The organism is Leifsonia sp. RCC_180, from assembly GCF_058138205.1.
Genome location: NZ_CP200340.1, coordinates 188,660 through 206,070, shown reverse-complemented (window position 1 = coordinate 206,070; position 17,411 = coordinate 188,660). Strand labels below are relative to the sequence as shown.

The window sequence follows — 17,411 nt, the reverse complement described above, 5'->3', positions numbered from 1 at the left end:
GAAGGCCGCGCCGACAGAGTCGACGCGGCCTTCGCGAGGGTGAGAGCTTACGCCTCGGCAGGAGCCTCGGCTGGGGCGGCCTCGGCCGGAGCCTCGGCAGCAGCCTCCTCGGCGATCACCGGAGCGAGCGACAGCTTTCCGCGGTCGTCGATCTTGGTGATCTCGACCAGGACCTTCTGGCCGACGCTGAGCACGTCCTCCACGTTCTCCACACGCTTGCCACCGGCGAGCTTGCGGACCTCGGAGATGTGCAGCAGGCCGTCCTTGCCCGGAAGCAGCGAGACGAACGCACCGAACGCGGCGATCTTGACGACGGTTCCGAGGAACTGCTCGCCGACCTCCGGGTTGGTGGGGTTCGCGATCGCGTTCACCTGGGCGCGAGCGGCCTCGGCCGACGGGCCGTCGACGGCGCCGATGTAGACGGTGCCGTCCTCCTCGATGGAGATGTCGGCGCCGGTCTCATCCTGGATCGCGTTGATCGTCTTGCCCTTCGGGCCGATCAGCTCGCCGATCTTGTCGACCGGGATCTGGACCGAGATCACGCGGGGCGCGGTCGGGGCCATCTCGTCCGGACGGTCGATCGCGGCGTTGAGCACGCTCAGGATGGTGGTCCGCGCGTCCTTCGCCTGCGTCAGCGCGCCGGCGAGCACCGACGACGGGATGCCGTCGAGCTTCGTGTCGAGCTGGATCGCGGTGACGAACTCGCTGGTACCGGCGACCTTGAAGTCCATGTCGCCGAGCGCGTCCTCCGCGCCCAGGATGTCGGTGAGCGCCGCGTAGCGGGTCTCACCGTCGACGACGTCGGAGATCAGGCCCATGGCGATGCCGGCGACCGGGGCGCGCAGCGGCACACCGGCGTTCAGCAGGGACAGGGTCGAGGCGCAGACGGAGCCCATCGACGTCGAGCCGTTGGAGCCGAGAGCCTCGGACACCTGACGGATCGCGTAGGGGAACTCCTCGCGGCTGGGCAGCACCGGCACGAGCGCGCGCTCGGCGAGGAAGCCGTGCCCGATCTCGCGACGCTTCGGCGACCCGACGCGGCCGGTCTCACCGGTCGAGTAGGGCGGGAAGTTGTAGTGGTGCAGGTAGCGCTTCTTGGTGACCGGCGACAGCGAGTCGATCTGCTGCTCCATCTTGAGCATGTTCAGGGTGGTGACGCCCAGGATCTGGGTCTCGCCGCGCTGGAAGATCGCCGAACCGTGGACGCGCGGGATGACCTGCACCTCGGCGTCGAGAGGACGGATGTCGGTCAGGCCACGGCCGTCGATGCGGATGCCTTCGCGCAGCACACGGCCGCGCATGACCACCTTCGAGACCGACTTGTAGGCGGCCGAGAACTGGGTAAGAACCTCGGCGGGGAGCACGCCGGCCTCCACCTTCTCGGTGAGAGCGACCTTGACGCGCTCCTTGAGGGCGTCGTCGGCGTTCTGGCGCTCGATCTTGTCGGCGATCTGGTAGACGTTCACCAGGTCGTCGTAGGCGAGGCCCGCAACGTTGTCGTAGGTCTCCTGCGAGTAGGGCAGGAACACCGGGTAGTCCGCGATGGCCTTGGCGGCCTGCTCGGCGATGACGTTCTGCGCGCCGACGAGCTGACGGATGAACGGCTTGGCGGCCTCGAGGCCCTGAGCGACGATCTCCTCATTGGGCTTGACGGCGCCGCCCTGGATGAGGTTCCAGCTGTTCTCGGTCGCCTCCGCCTCGACCATCATGATCGCGACGTCGCCCTCGGAGCCGTCCTCGTTGGTGAGGACGCGGCCGGCGACGATGAGGTCGAACACGGCCTCCTTCAGCTGCTCGGCCTTCGGGAAGGCGATCCACTGGTCCTCGTGGGCGCCGTTGCCGGGGATGAGCGCGAGGCGCACACCGGCGATCGGGCCGGAGAACGGCAGACCGGAGATCTGCGTCGACAGGCTGGCCGCGTTGATGGCGAGCGCGTCGTAGAACTCGTCCGGAGCGATGCTCAGGACGGTGATGACGATCTGGACCTCGTTGCGGAGGCCGTCGACGAACGACGGGCGCAGCGGGCGGTCGATCAGGCGGCACACGAGGATCGCCTCGGTGGAGGGGCGGCCTTCGCGGCGGAAGAACGAGCCGGGGATCTTACCGGCGGCGTACGAGCGCTCCTCGACGTCGACGGTCAGCGGGAAGAAGTCGAAGTTGTCCTTCGGGTGCTTGCTGGCGCTGGTGGCGCTCAGCAGCATGGTCTCCTCGTCGAGGTAGGCGGCGACGGCGCCCTGCGCCTGCTGGGCGAGGCGTCCGGTCTCGAACCGGACGGTGCGGGTGCCGAAGCGGCCGTTGTCGAGAACGGCTTCGGCGTACTTGATTTCAGGACCTTCCAAGAGGTCTGTCTCCTTTGTTTAACGTCGCTGTCCCGTGTGGACGCGACTCAGCAGTGCTGTTTGAAAGCACCGGAGCAGGAACAGGCAGATCGACACATTCGTGTGTACGCGGCATCCCATGCGGGTGCGTGGGCTAAGCCCGTCTGGCCATCAGTAGAAATACACGGTTGCGCCCTCGCGCATCCGGATACCACCACCGAGGACCAGCTCCTGCCAGCCTGCTCCGGGTTCCGACTCGGTATTGAGTTGGATGGACGGCACGCGGCCGACCACCGACAATCCTATCAGGCGGGGGCCGTGAACGGGCCGATCAGAGCGCGAGCGTCGCACGGGCCGCGTCGGTCAGCGCGCGTCCGTACGACGGACCATAGCCGGCGGCGTGCACCGCGAGCGGATGGAGCTGGTGCAGCGAGATGCGCTCGCGCCACCCGGCGCGCAGCGGCCGCGCGGTGTCGTAGGCCGCAGTGATCTCTTCGAGGTGCGGCGCGCCGAACAGCGCGAGCATCGCCAGGTCGGTCTCGCGGTGGCCGCCGTGCGCGGCCGGGTCGATGAGCACGGTGCCCCGCGCATCCCACAGCAGGTTGCCCGTCCAGAGGTCGCCGTGGATGCGCGCGGGTGGCTCGTCGTCGTCGAAGTCGCCGGCCGCCACCCGGTCGAGCGCTTCGCGGATGACGGGGACCTGCGCCGCGGTGACGCTGCCCGCATCCACCGCGATCTCCAGATACGGGACGACCCGGTCGCGGGCGTAGAAACGGCCCCAGCTGGTCGCGTGGGCGATCGGCAGCGGGCGCTTGCCGATGAAGAGGGGGCCGTCCCAGCCGTCCGGCGGCGCACCGAAGGCTGCTGCTCCGGCGGCGTGGGTCACGGCGAGCGCTGCGCCGAACGCGCGCGCCGCTTCCGGAGTCGGCCGGGTCTCGTGGATGCGTTCGAGCTCGATGCGTCCGGGGCGGACGCCCGCGACGCGCACCACGCGCGCTCCTCCGTCGGCCTCCGCCGCGCCGAGCCAGGCCAGCCCCGCGGCCTCCGCCTCGAAGAACCCCGCCGGCGCATCTACGCGCTCCTTCACCACCGTCTCCACGCCGCCACCCTACCCAGCGCGGCTCGGGCGACCGCGGCGGGAGAAGAGCGCGACAAGGGCGATGCCGACGAAGGTGCCGAGCGTGTTGGCGAGGAGGTCGCGCGCGTCCGTGAAGCGCGCGGGCAGGAAGAGCTGCACGAACTCGATGGTCAGGGTCGTGGCGACACCGATCGCGAGCGTCAGCCACCAGCGCCAGCGGCCGAGGAGGAGGGTGAACAGCACTCCGAGCGGGACGAACAGCAGGATGTTGGCGCTGAACTCGGCGACGGTGTAGTCCACCCAGCCGAATCCGGGGATGCCGGAGACGATGCGCAGCAGGTCGCGCAGCAGCGGATTGCCCGACGGATCGCCAGGCGCCGGGTTCAGGGTGATCCAGCCGACCGCCGCCAGGTAGACGGCGATCAGGGCGGGAAGCACGGCACGTCGGCGCATCCTCCTATGCTGGCGCACATGACCAGTGCGTTCCGCACCCGGATGACCGGGAGATCGACCGACGAGCGACACCGGGTCTCCAGCCCGCTGGAGCTGCTGTTCGACCTCACCTTCGTCGTCGCCATCGCCCAGGTGGCCGGGCAGCTCGCGCACGCCGGCGAGCAGGGGCACATCCTCGACCGGCTCCCGTTCTACCTGATGGTGTTCTTCGCGATCTGGTGGGCGTGGATGAACTTCACGTGGTTCGCCTCCGCCTACGACACCGATGACGTGCCCTACCGGCTGATGACACTCGTGCAGATGGCCGGCGTGCTCGTCCTCGCGGCGGGCGTTCCTGCGGCCTTCGACCACGAGAACTTCGCCGCGATCATCGTCGGCTATCTGATCATGCGACTGGCGCTGATCGGGCAGTGGATCCGCGCGGCCGTCGAGTATCCGCAGGGCCGCAAGACGGCGATCCGGTATGCGGTCGGCATCGCCGCCGTGCAACTGCTGTGGGTGGCGTGGGGATTCATCCCGTCAGAGGTCGCCATCGGCCTGTTCGCGCTGGGAGCCGCCCTCGAGCTCGCCGTGCCACTCTGGGCGGAGCGGCCCGGAATGACCAGCTGGCACCCGCACCACATCGCCGAGCGGTACGGCCTGTTCACGATCATCGTGCTCGGCGAGTCGGTCTCCGCCTCGGCCATCGGGGTGCAGAACGCTCTGAAGGAGTCCGGCTTCTCCGCGGCGCTGGTCTGGATCGCGGTCGCCGGGCTCGTCCTGCTCTTCGCGCTCTGGTGGCTGTACTTCCTGGAGCCCGCTGCCGAGGGGCTGCGGTCACGCCGCAACCGCTCGTTCTACTGGGGCTACGGGCATTACTTCGTGTTCGCCTCCCTCGCCGCGCTCGGTGCCGGGCTGGAGGTGGCGGTGCAGGCGGGCGCGGCGCACTCGGAGGTGTCGAGCACGGCCGTCGAGTATGCGATCGCGGTCCCGGTCGCGATCTTCTTCTTCATGCTCTATGTGCTCCACGCTCCGCTCGTCGAGGAGGTGGTGGTCCGGCCGCTCAAGACCGCCGCCGCCATCGCGCTGGTGCTGCTGCTGCCTCTCGCCTCGCCCGTGATCGGGCTGGTCGGGGTGACCATCGGGATCGCGCTCGTCGCGGCCGCGCTGGTGGCGGTCACCCTGATCGACAAGGCGGTCGCGGGCCGCGAGCACCGCTGAGCGTCACCCGCTGTGGCCGCGAGGCGCCGCGTACACCCGCACGTAATCGAACGTCGACGTGAACCCGGCGGCCGCCATCGAGACGAGTCCCAGCCGGGGCGGTGTCGCCGAGAGCGGAGTCGTCCAGGTTCCCGCCTGATCCCACGTTGCGCCGTCGTCGGCGCTGGTGAACGCGGTGTAGAGGTTCTCGGTGGCGCTGTGAGTTCTGACCAGCCGCAGCGTCGTCCATTCTCCGACCGGGCCGCCGACCGAGTTGCCGTAGGCGGGATAGCCCGGGCCCTCGGGCGTCTCGCGCTTGCCGAACTCCGTCTGCCGGGTCTCCCAGATGGAGGTCACGGCGAGCTTCACGAAGTCGGCGTCGTCCTGGTAGATCACCAGGCCGCCCTGGGCGTAGTTCTGGCAGCATCCGGAGCGCGGCACCGTCGTCGAGACCCGTGTCTCGACGGTGTAGTCACCGCTCGGGAGCGCCCGAAGCGGAAGCCCCGCTGCACCGGCGTCCGGTCCGAGGTCGGCCTGCTGCATCTGCCAGTGCAGCGCGCCGCCGGAGACCGACCGGGTGGATGCGCCCGGGTCGCGCAGCCAGGTCCAGGCCGCGTCCATCCCGTGTCCGCCGAACTCATCCGAGTACGCCGGAAGCTTCGGTCCGCGGGCAGGCAACTCCACGAAGGTGGGCCGGTAGGCGGCCGGCTGCCCGGCCACGACCGTCGGCGCGGGCTGCGGACTGTCCGACGGTCCGGCTCCCCCGCGGACGACCGGCCAGCCGTCTTTCCAGTCCAGCGGATCCATCAGCACGGGGCGCTTGGTGTACGTGCCGGCCCCGGCCACGTACGGGTCGGTGCGGTCGACGGCGTGGTACAGCATCCACTCCTGGCCGGTCGCATCGACGGCGCTGGTGACGTGGCCAGGTCCCACCCACCGGTTGCCGTTCTGGTGCAGCACCGGCGTGCCGCCGACGCGCGCGTCGAGCAGCGACGCACCGGTGCGGTCGACGAACGGCCCTCTCGGCGAGGCCGAGCGGCCGGCGAAGACTCCGTAGCCCGTCAGCGGCCCGTTGCAGCAGTTGGTCGCCGAGCCGAGCAGGTAGAAGTACCCGCCGTGCTGGATGATGTGCGTGCCCTCGTACCGGTTCGGGGTGGCGACCTGCACCTGGCTGGCCGGGTCGGAGTGCAGGCCGTCGGCGCTCACGCGGCGCACGGACAGTCCGCCGTAGTAGCTGCCGAAGTAGAGGTAGTTCTGGCCGCCGACCGTGAGCAGCTCGGGGTCGTAGACCCAGCGGCGGTCGTTCGGGTCGGTGCTGCCGGGCGCCGGCATCGGCTCGACGACCGGTCCGCCCGAATCCACCCACGGCCCCGCCGGACTGCTGCTGGTCGCGACCCCGATCGCCGACCCGCCGCCCGGCGTGATGGTGTTCGTGGCGGTGTAGTAGAGCAGGTAGCGGCCGCCAACGTACGCGACGTCGGGCGCCCACATGTCGCCGTTGCCGATCCACGCCGGCCGCGTGGGCAGCGCCTCACCCACGAAGGTCCAGTGCACCAGGTCGGTGGAGCGGTACGACGGGATACTGGAGAAGACGAGCGATCCGTCGGGGTTGCGCAGCGACGAGTCGATGACGTCGCGCGTGCAGTACAGGTACCAGGCGGGATCCGCGGCGTCGCGCGAGCGGATGACGTCAGGGTCGGCGCACTGCTCGGCGGCCTTGCCGTTGCCGAGATCCAGCTTCAGCGGGTTGCTGTACGTGGCCCGCGCCGTCTGCGAGACGGACGGGGACGCAGACTGCGACACCGTCGCGGCGGTCGAAGCGGGCGCTATGACCGCCGGTATGGCGACGCCGAGCGCCAGCGCTGTAACCGCCGAGATGACCCCCGTGAACCCATGACGCATGACCGCAGCTCCCCTTCGAGTGGTGATGTGCGTCACACGCTACAGCGCTGTAAAGCCGAAGAAAAGAGTTCAAACGCGCAAAAACGGGCCGCCACCCGAAGGTGACGGCCCGTCCGTAAGAAGTTCGCGGAGTCGATCGATGACTAGCGACGAAGGCCGAGACGCTCGATGAGCGAGCGGTAACGGCTGATGTCGATGTCTGCCAGGTAGCCCAGCAGACGACGACGCTGACCCACGAGCAGCAGCAGGCCACGACGCGAGTGGTGGTCGTGCTTGTGCTCCTTGAGGTGCTCGGTCAGATCCTTGATCCGCTTGGTCAGGATCGCGACCTGGACCTCGGGGGATCCGGTGTCACCGGGGTGGGTAGCGTATTCATCGATGATCGCCTTCTTGGTGTCTGCATCCAGCGCCATAGAGGGATCCCCTTTCTGCTCGTTGCGCGGTGCCCGGGGCCGTATGCCTGGGCTCTCTTGATCCGCGGCCGTTCGACGGCAACTGGAAGAGTCTACCAGAGCCGGGAGGGCGGATCTCCCGCGCGGTAAGCGGTCAGGAAGGCTCTGGTTCCGGCTCCAGCAACGCGAAACCGGCGCCCTGCGGGTCCACGATCTCGGCCCAGCGGCCGACGCCTGGAGCGGACAGCGGCTCGGTGCGGAGGGTGCCACCGAGTTCCGTCGCACGCACGATCGCGGCATCCAGGTCGGCGACGTTGAAGTACACCAGCCAGTGCGCCGGGTCCGCACCGTCGGAGCGATAGGCACCCGCGACGCTGGTCGGACCGACGTCGAACAGCCCGTACGGCTCGGAACCGACCCGCATCTCGCTGATGCCGACGCCCAGCACGGACTCGTAGAACGGGAACGTGGAGGCGGGATCGGAGGCGACCAGCTCCAGCCAGTCCACGGCGCCCGGCTCGTCGCGCAGCCACGGGTCGCCCGGCTCCTTCCGCTGCCACAGGCCGAAGACGGCGCCTGCTGGGTCGGCGACGATCGCGAGGCGGATGCCCGGGACCGGCTCCCCCGGCTCCAGCAGCACCGAACCGCCGGCGTCCGTTGCGGCTGTGGAAGCAGCCTCCAGGTCGTCGACCGAGAAGTAGACGGTCCAGGTCGTCGGCACGTCGTCCGATGGCAGCGGGCCGAGCGCCGCGATGGGGACGCCGCGTCCGCTGGCGAGCGAGAAGCCGCCGGAGTCCGCGGACGGCGGCGACACCTCCCAGTCGAACAGCGACCGGTAGTAGGTGGCCGCGGCGGGCGGGTCGGCACTCTGCAGGTCGATCCAGACCGGCGTGCCCTGCGGGAATGCGTCTTCGATCGGCATGGGCACAACCTACTCGCCCGCGGGTTGCCCGCTCTAGAGGGATGCTGCGGCCGCCGGCGGTCCGTCAAATCCCGCGCAGCACCACATCCATCGCCGCGATCACGACCTCGGCCGGCGGCCCGGCGTCGTTGCGCGCCCACCACAGCAGCGCGGAGAAGTTGGCGGAGCCCAGGGCGTCCGCGAGCACCTGCACGCGCAAGCCGTCCGGGTCCTCCCCCAGCCGTCGGGCGAGGAAGCCGACCAGCATGCCTCGGTTCGCGGCGACCGCCGTCAGCCCGAATCCGACCAGAGCCGGATGCGTGCCCATGAGTGTCAACCGCCGCCGGGTGGCCTCTCGTGCGTCGGGCGTGAGGGTCAGCGATTCGCTGATCGCCCGGGCGAGCACGTCGCGCACCGGCTCGTCGTCGCCCGCAGCATCCAGCACGTCGTGCAATCGGCCCACCACGGGTTCGAGGCCGCCCCAGACGAGCGCCGGCTTGCTCGGGAAGTAGCGGAACAGCGTCCGCCGGCCGATCCCGGCGAGCCTGGCGATGTCATCCATCGTCGTCTGCTCGTACCCGTGCTCGTCGAAGTGCCGCAGCGCGAGCAGAGCGACCCGCTCCGGATCGACGTCTGCCGGGCGCCCGCGGCGAGGAGGGTCGACGGGCGGGGCTGACGAGGTCATCCTCCGATCATGGCACCGGATTCTCGACGTGCGACGCGTGCTCGCGTCCGACCGCCTGGGCGAGGATGCGCAGGCCGTCCGGGAGCTGCTCGACCGGGATGCCGCCGAATCCGAGCAGGAGGCCGTCCGTTCCGGCCCCGGAACCCGCGCGGAAGCGGGAGACCGGCTGGACCGAGACGCCCGCGACGGCCGCGCGTTCGGCGACCCGCGCGCCGTCGAAGTCGCTCGCAGCCGGATCGGCGAGGAGGGCGAGGTGCAGCCCGGCCGCCGACGGCACGAGGGTGAGCCCCGGAAGCGTTTCGCCGACCGTGCGGGACAGGACCTCGTGCCGCTCCTCGTAGACCCGCGTTGCCGCCCGCACGTGGCGGGCGAACCCGCCCGAGTCGAGGAAGCGAGCCATCGCCCGCTGCGTCACCACGTCGTTGTGCCAGTCGGTCAGCCGCTTGGCCTGACGCAGGGCCGGGAGGAGGCCGGGCGGGGCGACGACGAAGCCAAGGCGCAGCGCCGGGGCCATGGTCTTGGAGAACGTGCCGACGTAGACGACGCGCCCGTCCGCATCCAGTCGTTGAAGAGGGTCGAGCGCGCGCGAGCCGAAGCGGTACTCGCTGTCGTAGTCGTCCTCGATGACGACGGCGTCGTTCCGGGACGCCCATTCCAGAAGCGCCACCCTGCGCTCCAGCGGCAGCACGCCGCCGAGGGGGAACTGGTGCGACGGCGTCACGTAGACGAGCCGCACCGGCGGGAGCAGGTCGACGCGGAGGCCGTACTCGTCCACCGGCACCGGGATGACGCGTGCGCCGGTGGTCTCGAAAAGCTGCCGCACCGGCGGGTAGCCGGGGTCTTCGACGGCGACCGCATCGCCCGGCCGGAGCAGCACGCGCGCGATGAGGTCGAAGGCCTGCTGGGCGCCGTTCGTGACGACCACGTCGTCGGCGGTCGCATCGACCGAGCGGGCGAGGCCGAGGTGCCGTGCGATGCCCTCGCGCAGCCGTTCGACCCCCGCCGGGTCGGCGTACTGGGCCGACCGGACGAATCCGCCCCGAATTTCGGCCGTGACGTAGTGCCGCCAGGTCTCCAGCGGGAAGAGGGACGGATCCGGTGCACCGACGCTGAAGTCGTAGGCGATCGGGCGCGGTTCGGTCCAGAGCGGATCTTCGAGGTCGCGCCAGGGTGCCGCGGGTCGCGCGGCGCCGGCCGATCGGGCCGACCGAGCCGAGCGCGCGATCGGACCGCGAACGCCCGTGTAGGCGACGAAGGTGCCCGCGCCGACCCGCGCCCTGAGGTACCCCTCCGCGGTCAGTCGCTCGTAGGCGGTGGACACGGTCGAGCGTGACACCTGCAACCGCTCGGCGAGCTCGCGGGTCGCCGGGAGGCGCTCCCCGCGGCGCAGACGGCCGTCGAGCACCGCATCGCGCAGCTGACGGTAGATGCGGTCGGCGCGGTCGCCGCGTCCCCCGATGGCGACATGCACATCCACGATGGACCTTTCGAATGGTCTGGTCGGAATCACTCCGATTGGAGCTTACCCACCGCCAATCCGCTTCGTACCGTGAAGACATGACAGAACGAATCCAGGTCCCGTCCCTCGTCCCCGAGGGCTACCGCAAGGTGATCAACCTCGACGGCTACATCGGAACGAAGCTCGAGGAGCCCCTCGGCGACCTCATCAAGCTGTGCGCGTCGCAGGTCAACGGCTGCACCTACTGCGTCGACATGCACTCGGTAGACCTTCAGGGCCGCGGAGTTCCGCTCCGCAAGGTGTTCGCCGTCTCCGCCTGGCGTGAGTCGCCGTGGTTCACCGACCGGGAGCGCACGGCGCTCGAACTCACGGAGGCGGTGACGCTCATCCACGAGGATGGTGTCTCCGACGAGCTCTATGCCCGCGCCCTCGCCGAGTTCGGCGACGAGGGGCTCGCGAACCTGCTGCTCGCGATCGCGACCATCAACGTGTGGAACCGCATCGCCATCCCGACCCGGATGCAGCCGCCGAGCCTCTGAACGGGGTGCCGAAGGCCTCGACGACGAAGCGCTCCCCCGGCCGTTGCCGAGGGAGCGCTTCTGAACCGGAACGAACTCTCAGCTGACGCCGAGCAGGTCGATCACGAAGATGAGGGTCTTGCCGGAGAGCGGGTGACCGCCGCCCACCGGGCCGTACGCGAGCGCCGGCGGGACGGTGAGCTTGCGGCGTCCGCCGACCTTCATGCCGGGGATGCCCTCCTGCCAGCCCTTGATGAGGTTGTTCAGCGGGAAGTTGATCGACTGTCCGCGGCTCCAGGAGGAGTCGAACTCCTCGCCGGTCTCGTACTCGACGCCGAGGTAGTGCACGTCGACCTTCGAGCCTGCGGTGGCCGCGGGACCCGTACCCTCGACGATGTCCACGATCTCGAGCGTCTCGGGAGCCGGCCCTTCGGGGGCGTCGACTTCGGGCTTCTGGTTGGTGTTCTCTGCCATGGGACCATCCAACCGGTGCGACGGTGCCGCGTCAAAGCCCGTTCGCTCAGCGCGCAGCCGCGTGCGCGCGGCGATTCGTGCCGGAGCGATTCAGGGGTTGCGCTCGCTGAAGCGCAGGAGCATTCTTAAGCCATAACTCGATCCCCCGGGAGCGCTGCAGGCAACGCCGCACCACCGGGGGTCGAGTCTGTTAACGGCCCCCGAAGACCTTGCCGGGGTTGAGGATGCCGAGCGGATCGAACACCGACTTCAGCTTCACCTGGAGCTCGTACGAGTCGGGCCCGAGCTCGTCCGCCAGCCAGCGTCGCTTGAGCACCCCGACGCCGTGCTCACCAGTCAGCGTGCCGCCCAGCTCGATCGCGGTCCTGAACAGATCGTTCGCCGCATCCCACACCGCGTCCGGCACCGTGTCTCCCGTGTAGACGAAGTTGGGGTGCAGGTTGCCGTCGCCGGCGTGCGCGACGGTCGGGATCGGGATGCCGTACTTCTGCGAGATGCGCCCGATCGCGTCGAACATCTCGGGCATCCGGGATCGCGGCACCGCCACATCCTCGATCAGGACTTCGCCGGAGGAGGCGAGGGCGGGATGGAAGGCGCGCCGCAGCGAGAGGAGCCGCTCCCCCTCCTCCGCGTCGGCGGCGACGCGGACCGTGCCGCCGCCCTCCGTCAGCAGGTCGCCCGCCGCGGCGGCGTCCGCTGCCGCCGTGGGACCGTCGAACTGGACGAGCAGGTAGGCGGCTCCGGCGCTCGCGCCGAAGGCCTCCTCGATCTGTTCGGCGCCGAGGTAGGCCGAGATGCGCTCCAGGGCCGGGGCGTCGAGCAGCTCCATCACCGCAGGGCGCAGCTGCGCGGCGGTGATCCGGGCGGACGCCGCGGCGGCCGCGCGCACGTCGGCGAACAGCGCGCCCAGGGTGACGGGCTCGCCCGGCGGGATCGGCTGCGCGCTCACGGTGGCGCCGACGATGACCCCGAGGGTGCCCTCCGACCCGACGAACAGCGCCGTCAGGTCGTACCCGGTCACTCCCTTCACCGTGCGGTGGCCGGTGCGCAGGAGGCGTCCGTCGGCCAGCACGACCTCGAGTCCCAGGACCGCCTCCCGGGTCACCCCGTACTTCGCGCACAGCAGGCCGCCTGCGTTCGTCGCGATGTTGCCCCCGACGGTGGAGATCGCCTTGCTCGCGGGGTCAGGGGCGAAGAACAGGCCGTACGGCGCAAGCGCCGCGTTCAGGTCGCTGTTGACGACGCCCGGCTCGATCACCGCGAGCTGGTCCTCTGCCGAGATTTCGACGATGCGGTTCATCGCCGACACGTCCAGCACGATCGACCCGTCCGTGCCGTTTGCGCCGCCGGCGAGGCCCGTGCCGGCACCGCGCGGGACGACGGGGATGCGGAACTCGCTGGCCGCCCGCAGGGTCGCCTGCACGTGGGCGACCGAGCGTGCGTTGACGATGGCGAGCGGCGTGCCTGCCGCGATCCAGCCGGACCGGTCCGTGCGTGCCACGTCGAGTAGGGCGGGGTCGGTCGTGAGCACCCCATCCCTGTCGCCCTCGGCGTCGAGCGCGGCTGCGAGCCAGTCCAGAACATCCATGGCTCCAGGCTAGCGAGCGGCCGGACAGTCGAGCGCCGGGTGATGTCCGATTTCCGCTATCGGATGTCACCGGCGGGTGACACGCTGGGGGTATGACCACCCTCGAGCACAGCATCCCGAACGCGGCGGAGCCGGCGCAGGCGCAGGCCCCGGGTCCGCTCGCCGACCCGGTCTTCGCCGAACGGTACCGGGCGATGAGCGCCCGCGACTCACGCTTCGACGGCCAGTTCATCACCGGGGTGCACTCGACCGGCATCTATTGCCGTCCCAGCTGCCCGGCCGTCACGCCGAAACCCGGCAACGTCAGCTTCTACCTCACCGCCGCCGCCGCGCACGAAGCGGGGCTGCGGGCGTGCAAGCGCTGCCTCCCGGATGCCGTCCCCGGCTCACCGCAGTGGAACGTGCGCGACGACCTCGCCGCCCGCGCGATGCGGCTGATCGCGGACGGGACCGTGGAGCGGGAGGGCGTTCCCGGCCTCGCCCATCGCCTGGGCTACACCACGCGCCACCTCAACCGCGTGCTGACGGCCGAGCTCGGTGCGGGACCGCTCGCCCTGGCGCGCGCCCACCGGGCCCAGACGGCGCGGCTGCTCCTGACCGGGACGGACCTCCCGATCACCGATGTGGCATTCGCGGCCGGATTCAGCAGCGTCCGGCAGTTCAACGAGACGATGGCGGAGGTCTACCGGCTGACGCCCGGCGCGATCCGGGCCGCCGCGCGGCGGTCCCCAACCGCGACGCACCGGGAACCGGGGGCCGTGACCCTGAGCCTGCGGCTGCCTGCCCGGGCGCCGTTCGACGGAGCCTCCGTCCTCGGATTCCTGGCGGCCCGCGCGATCGACGGCATGGAGACCGCAGACGCGGGAGGCTCGGTGTACGCCAGGACGCTAAGGCTGCCGCACGGACCGGCGGCCGTCCGATTGGCGCTCACCGGAACCGCCGGCGCGCCGGCGGTCCAATGCGACGCCGCCCTCGCCGACATCGCCGACCTCGCGCCGCTCGTGGCGCGCGTGCGCCGCCTCCTCGACCTCGACGCCGACGCCGAGGCGATCGACGCCGTCCTCGCGGCCGACCCCGCGCTCGCGCCGAGCGTCGTCGCCTCCCCCGGCCTCCGCGTCCCTGGCGCTGTGGATGCGGAGGAGATCGTCTACCGGGCGATGATCGGTCAGCAGATCTCCGTCGCAGCAGCCCGCACCGCCCTCACCCGCGTCACCGAAGCGCTCGGCGAGCCGATCGCCCTTCCCGTGCCCGGAGGCGGCTCTGGGCCCGGAGGGGACGGCGGCTTCACCCGGCTGTTCCCGACCTCCGCCGCGATCGCCGAACGCGGCCGCGAGGTGCTCCGCGGACCCGCCCGCCGCGTCGATGCGATCATCGGCATCGCCGAAGCGCTCGCGGAAGGCCGCCTCGTCATCGACGTGGGCGAGTCGCGCGACGACCTCGAACAGCGACTGCTCGCCCTGCCCGGCATCGGACCGTGGACCGCCGGATACATCGCCCTCCGCGTTCTCGGCAGCCCCGACATCCTGCTCACCGGCGACCTCGCGCTCCGGCAGGGTGCAGCGCGCCTGGGGCTGCCGTCGGAGGCCCGCGCGCTCGGCGAATACGGGATGCGGTGGGCGCCGTGGCGGAGCTACGCGGGGCTGCATCTGTGGAGGGTGCCGGGAGCGTAGGATCGCGAGGTGCCAACCGTGTCCGTCGTGATCCCAGCCCTCGACGACGCCGAGATGCTGGGGCGCTGCCTCGCCGACCTCGCCGCGCAGCTGCGGCCGCCGGACGAGATCGTCGTGGTCGACAACGGCAGCACCGACGACACCGCGGCCGTCGCCCGCGCTGCCGGCGCGCGCGTCGTGGAGCAGCCGCACCGCGGCATCTGGCCGGCCGCATCCACTGGCTACGACGCCGCCATCGGCGACATCATCGCCCGCCTCGACGCGGACTCGCGCCCGCCCGCCGACTGGCTGCTGCACATCGAAGCCGAGCTCCTCGACGCTCCGGAGGTGGGCGTGCTGACAGGCCCGGGCGTGTTCTATGACGGCGGCACAGTCGTCGCCGGACTCGGACAGGTCCTCTACATCGGCGGCTACTTCTGGTCGATGGGACTGTGGCTCGGCAACCCGCCCGTGTTCGGCTCCAACTTCGCCATGCGCCGCGACGTCTGGCTGCAGGCACGGGAGCGGGTGCACCGCGACCGCAGCGACATCCACGACGACCTCGACCTCTCCTTCCACCTCGGGCTCGAGACGATCGTGCGCTACGACGAGCGGCTCACCGTCGGAATCTCGGCGCGCCCGTTCTCCACGTGGAAGGGCTTCGGCCGGCGCCTGCGCTGGGCGTATACGACGCTGAGCATGCACCTTCCCGACCAGTCGCCGTGGCGGCGGCGGATCGCGCGGCGGCGCCAGGCGCACGAGCAGGAGCGCGACGCCCCGGAAGCCGTCGCCTGACCCGACGGCCACCGCGCACGCGTATGTGGCGTATCGAAGGATGAGACCGCTCCCATCTCCGACGTAAGGCAGTGGTGAAGGAGATTCGGCGCCGTTGCGGTCGAATCTCCTTCGATAGCGGGAGGAGGCCGAGGTGACGCGGCCGCCGGTTCGGCTGGGATGCGCATCCCCGATAGCCTGGGAGGGTGAGATTCTCGCACCTCAGCACCGCCGCAGATCCCGGGCCCCGCCTGGCCGCCGTCATCGGAGACGGAGCCCTCTTCCTCGACCAGGTGATGGGCCGCCCGCCACGCGATCTGCAGGAGCTGATCGAGCGGGGCGACGACGGGCTGGATGAGGTGCGCGAGGTCGTCGCGGAGGCCGAGACCGCCGGTCGCGGGCTCCCACACGTGCACGAACTGCGGCACGCCTCCGCCGTGCTGCGGCCACCGCATGTCATCGCCATCGGCGCGAACTACGCCGCGCACGCGTCCGAGCTGAAGCTGCGCAGCGAGAAGGCAGCCACCGTCTTCAACCTGTGGCCCAACTCCCTCGCCGGGCACGGCGGCACCACGACCTGGCCGGCCGACCTCTCCACCCAGGTCGACTACGAGGCCGAGCTCGGCGTGATCATCGGCAAGCCCGCCCGCAACGTCACCGTCCGCAACGCCCTCGACCACGTCTGGGGGTACACCGTCGTCAATGACATCACCGCGCGCGACCTCCAGTTCTCGGAGGCCCAATGGTCGCGCTGCAAGTCGTTCGACGGGTTCACGCCCACCGGCCCGGTCGTCGTCACGGCCGACGAGATCCCCGACCCGCAGGACCTGTGGCTCACGACGAATGTCGACGGCGCGATCCTGCAGGATGCCTCCACGGCCGACATGGTTCGCTCTGTCCCCGAGCTGATCGAGTTCCTGTCGCGGTCGGCGACCATCCCGCCGGGCACCCTCATCTCGACCGGCAGCCCGGGCGGCGCCGGCTACTCCCGCACTCCCCCGGTGTTCCTCCGCGACCGTTCCACGGTGACCGTCTCGATCGGCGGGATCGGCTACCTCACCACCTACTGCCGCGTCACCTAGCGGCGGGCGACGCTCGTGTGGGCTAGCGTATCCACGTGTCTATCGGGGAACGACGTCCGATCACGGGCGGGGATGACGAGGCCGCACGTCTCGATGCCGCGCTGCCCGACATCGACTGGTCCATCGCGCCGGTGGGGACGGTGTTCTCGCGGTTCCGTGCGCCCAGCGGGGAGCTCGCTGTGGCATCCCTGGGCGATCCGGCCGATCCACGCGTCGTGCTGATCCCGGGGGTGACGGGGTCGAAGGAGGACTTCTACCTCCTCGCCCCGATCCTTGTCGCCGCGGGGTACTACGTGCAGAGCTTCGACCTGGCCGGGCAGTACGAATCGGCGGAGGCGGGCCCGGTGGCTGGCGGCCGCTACACCTACGGCCTGCTGGTCGCCGACGTCGTCGCGTTCCTTCGCGACGGCGGCCCAGCGCACGTGCTCGGGTACTCGTTCGCGGGCATCCTCTCGGAGCTGGCCCTGGTGGAGCACCGCGAGCTATTCCGTTCCCTCACGCTGCTCACCGCGCCTCCAGAGCCCGGTCAGGCGTTCCGCGGGGTGCGCATCATCGGCTGGCTGAGCTGGCTGCTCAACGGGCGCGCAGGCGCAGGGCTCATGATCTGGGGGATCACGACGAACAAGAACCGGGTGTCCGACAGCCGGCTGGCCTTCGTCCGCTCTCGCTTCGCCTCGACCCGTCGCTCCAGCGTGGATGACATCGTCGGCCTGATGAAGCGGGTGCCGGACGTGCGCGCGGCCGTCGCGGCGAGCGGCGTGCCGGTGCTCGTGGCGACCGGCGACCACGACCTGTGGCCGACTCACCTGCACGCAGAGAACGCTCGAGCACTGGGCGCCCACCTCGCCGTCTACCGGACGGGGCACAGCCCGTGCGAGACGGCGCCGCACCAACTCGGCCGCGACATGATCGCCCTGTTCCGGGAGGCCGAGGCGCGCGGCTCCTGAGCTCCGTCTCAT

General features: G+C 70.6%; 16 protein-coding genes. 6 read left to right on the top strand and 10 right to left on the bottom strand.

What is annotated here, in order from left to right; genetic code table 11:
• Positions 1-47 precede the first annotated feature (47 nt).
• The 3 genes from AB7E03_RS01055 to AB7E03_RS01045 form a co-directional block, all read right to left on the bottom strand.
• Entirely contained in the window at positions 48-2,339 is a 2,292-nt protein-coding gene (locus tag AB7E03_RS01055) for a polyribonucleotide nucleotidyltransferase (RefSeq protein WP_489938486.1), read from the bottom strand.
• A 310-nt stretch (positions 2,340-2,649) separates the two neighbouring features.
• On the bottom strand, positions 2,650-3,408 hold the full coding sequence (locus tag AB7E03_RS01050; protein WP_489942840.1) for a fructosamine kinase family protein: 759 nt from the start codon (positions 3,406-3,408) through the stop codon (positions 2,650-2,652).
• A gap of 18 nt (positions 3,409-3,426) precedes the next feature.
• Positions 3,427-3,849, bottom strand: a complete 423-nt coding sequence (locus tag AB7E03_RS01045; protein WP_489938484.1) for a VanZ family protein — start codon at positions 3,847-3,849, stop codon at positions 3,427-3,429.
• Positions 3,850-3,867: 18 nt separating this feature from the next.
• Between AB7E03_RS01045 and AB7E03_RS01040 the strand changes: the two genes are divergently transcribed.
• Positions 3,868-5,049 (top strand): low temperature requirement protein A, encoded by a 1,182-nt coding sequence (locus AB7E03_RS01040; RefSeq protein WP_489938482.1) that lies wholly within the window; start codon positions 3,868-3,870, stop codon positions 5,047-5,049.
• 3 nt (positions 5,050-5,052) lie between these two features.
• On the opposite strand, the gene AB7E03_RS01035 is transcribed toward AB7E03_RS01040, so the two are convergent.
• The 5 genes from AB7E03_RS01035 to pdxR form a co-directional block, all read right to left on the bottom strand.
• Entirely contained in the window at positions 5,053-6,930 is a 1,878-nt protein-coding gene (locus tag AB7E03_RS01035) for a family 43 glycosylhydrolase (protein ID WP_489938480.1), read from the bottom strand.
• 143 nt (positions 6,931-7,073) lie between these two features.
• Positions 7,074-7,343: a 30S ribosomal protein S15 gene (gene rpsO / locus AB7E03_RS01030; RefSeq protein ID WP_441782747.1), complete on the bottom strand. Its 270-nt coding sequence runs from the start codon at positions 7,341-7,343 to the stop codon at positions 7,074-7,076.
• 133 nt (positions 7,344-7,476) lie between these two features.
• A complete protein-coding gene (locus tag AB7E03_RS01025; RefSeq protein WP_489938478.1) occupies positions 7,477-8,244 on the bottom strand; it encodes a VOC family protein in 768 nt (255 codons plus the stop codon).
• A 64-nt stretch (positions 8,245-8,308) separates the two neighbouring features.
• Positions 8,309-8,908, bottom strand: coding sequence for an acyl-CoA-like ligand-binding transcription factor (locus tag AB7E03_RS01020; protein WP_489938476.1), 600 nt, complete (start codon positions 8,906-8,908; stop codon positions 8,309-8,311).
• Positions 8,909-8,915: 7 nt separating this feature from the next.
• Positions 8,916-10,385 carry a MocR-like pyridoxine biosynthesis transcription factor PdxR gene (pdxR, locus tag AB7E03_RS01015; RefSeq protein WP_489938474.1) on the bottom strand — a complete coding sequence of 490 codons (1,470 nt, stop codon included), beginning with the start codon at positions 10,383-10,385 and terminating at the stop codon, positions 8,916-8,918.
• 80 nt (positions 10,386-10,465) lie between these two features.
• Between pdxR and AB7E03_RS01010 the strand changes: the two genes are divergently transcribed.
• Entirely contained in the window at positions 10,466-10,906 is a 441-nt protein-coding gene (locus tag AB7E03_RS01010) for a carboxymuconolactone decarboxylase family protein (protein ID WP_489938472.1), read from the top strand.
• Positions 10,907-10,984: 78 nt separating this feature from the next.
• Here the strand turns inward: AB7E03_RS01010 and AB7E03_RS01005 are convergent, their stop codons facing one another.
• The gene (locus AB7E03_RS01005; RefSeq protein WP_441782752.1) at positions 10,985-11,359 is read right to left on the bottom strand and encodes an FKBP-type peptidyl-prolyl cis-trans isomerase; all 375 of its coding nucleotides are present in this window, start codon (positions 11,357-11,359) and stop codon (positions 10,985-10,987) included.
• A gap of 190 nt (positions 11,360-11,549) precedes the next feature.
• Complete coding sequence (locus AB7E03_RS01000; RefSeq protein WP_489938469.1) at positions 11,550-12,947, bottom strand: FAD-binding oxidoreductase; 1,398 nt, start codon at positions 12,945-12,947, stop codon at positions 11,550-11,552.
• A gap of 194 nt (positions 12,948-13,141) precedes the next feature.
• Here AB7E03_RS01000 and AB7E03_RS00995 point away from each other — a divergent pair, with 194 nt between their 5' ends.
• The 4 genes from AB7E03_RS00995 to AB7E03_RS00980 all read left to right on the top strand — a co-directional run bounded on the left by AB7E03_RS00995 (position 13,142) and on the right by AB7E03_RS00980 (position 17,399).
• The gene (locus AB7E03_RS00995) at positions 13,142-14,617 is read left to right on the top strand and encodes a DNA-3-methyladenine glycosylase 2 family protein (RefSeq protein WP_489942839.1); all 1,476 of its coding nucleotides are present in this window, start codon (positions 13,142-13,144) and stop codon (positions 14,615-14,617) included.
• A 9-nt stretch (positions 14,618-14,626) separates the two neighbouring features.
• Positions 14,627-15,391 carry a glycosyltransferase family 2 protein gene (locus AB7E03_RS00990; RefSeq protein WP_489938467.1) on the top strand — a complete coding sequence of 255 codons (765 nt, stop codon included), beginning with the start codon at positions 14,627-14,629 and terminating at the stop codon, positions 15,389-15,391.
• Positions 15,392-15,576: 185 nt separating this feature from the next.
• A complete protein-coding gene (locus tag AB7E03_RS00985; RefSeq protein WP_489938465.1) occupies positions 15,577-16,452 on the top strand; it encodes a fumarylacetoacetate hydrolase family protein in 876 nt (291 codons plus the stop codon).
• A gap of 35 nt (positions 16,453-16,487) precedes the next feature.
• Positions 16,488-17,399, top strand: a complete 912-nt coding sequence (locus AB7E03_RS00980) for an alpha/beta fold hydrolase (protein WP_489938463.1) — start codon at positions 16,488-16,490, stop codon at positions 17,397-17,399.
• Positions 17,400-17,411 lie beyond the last annotated feature (12 nt).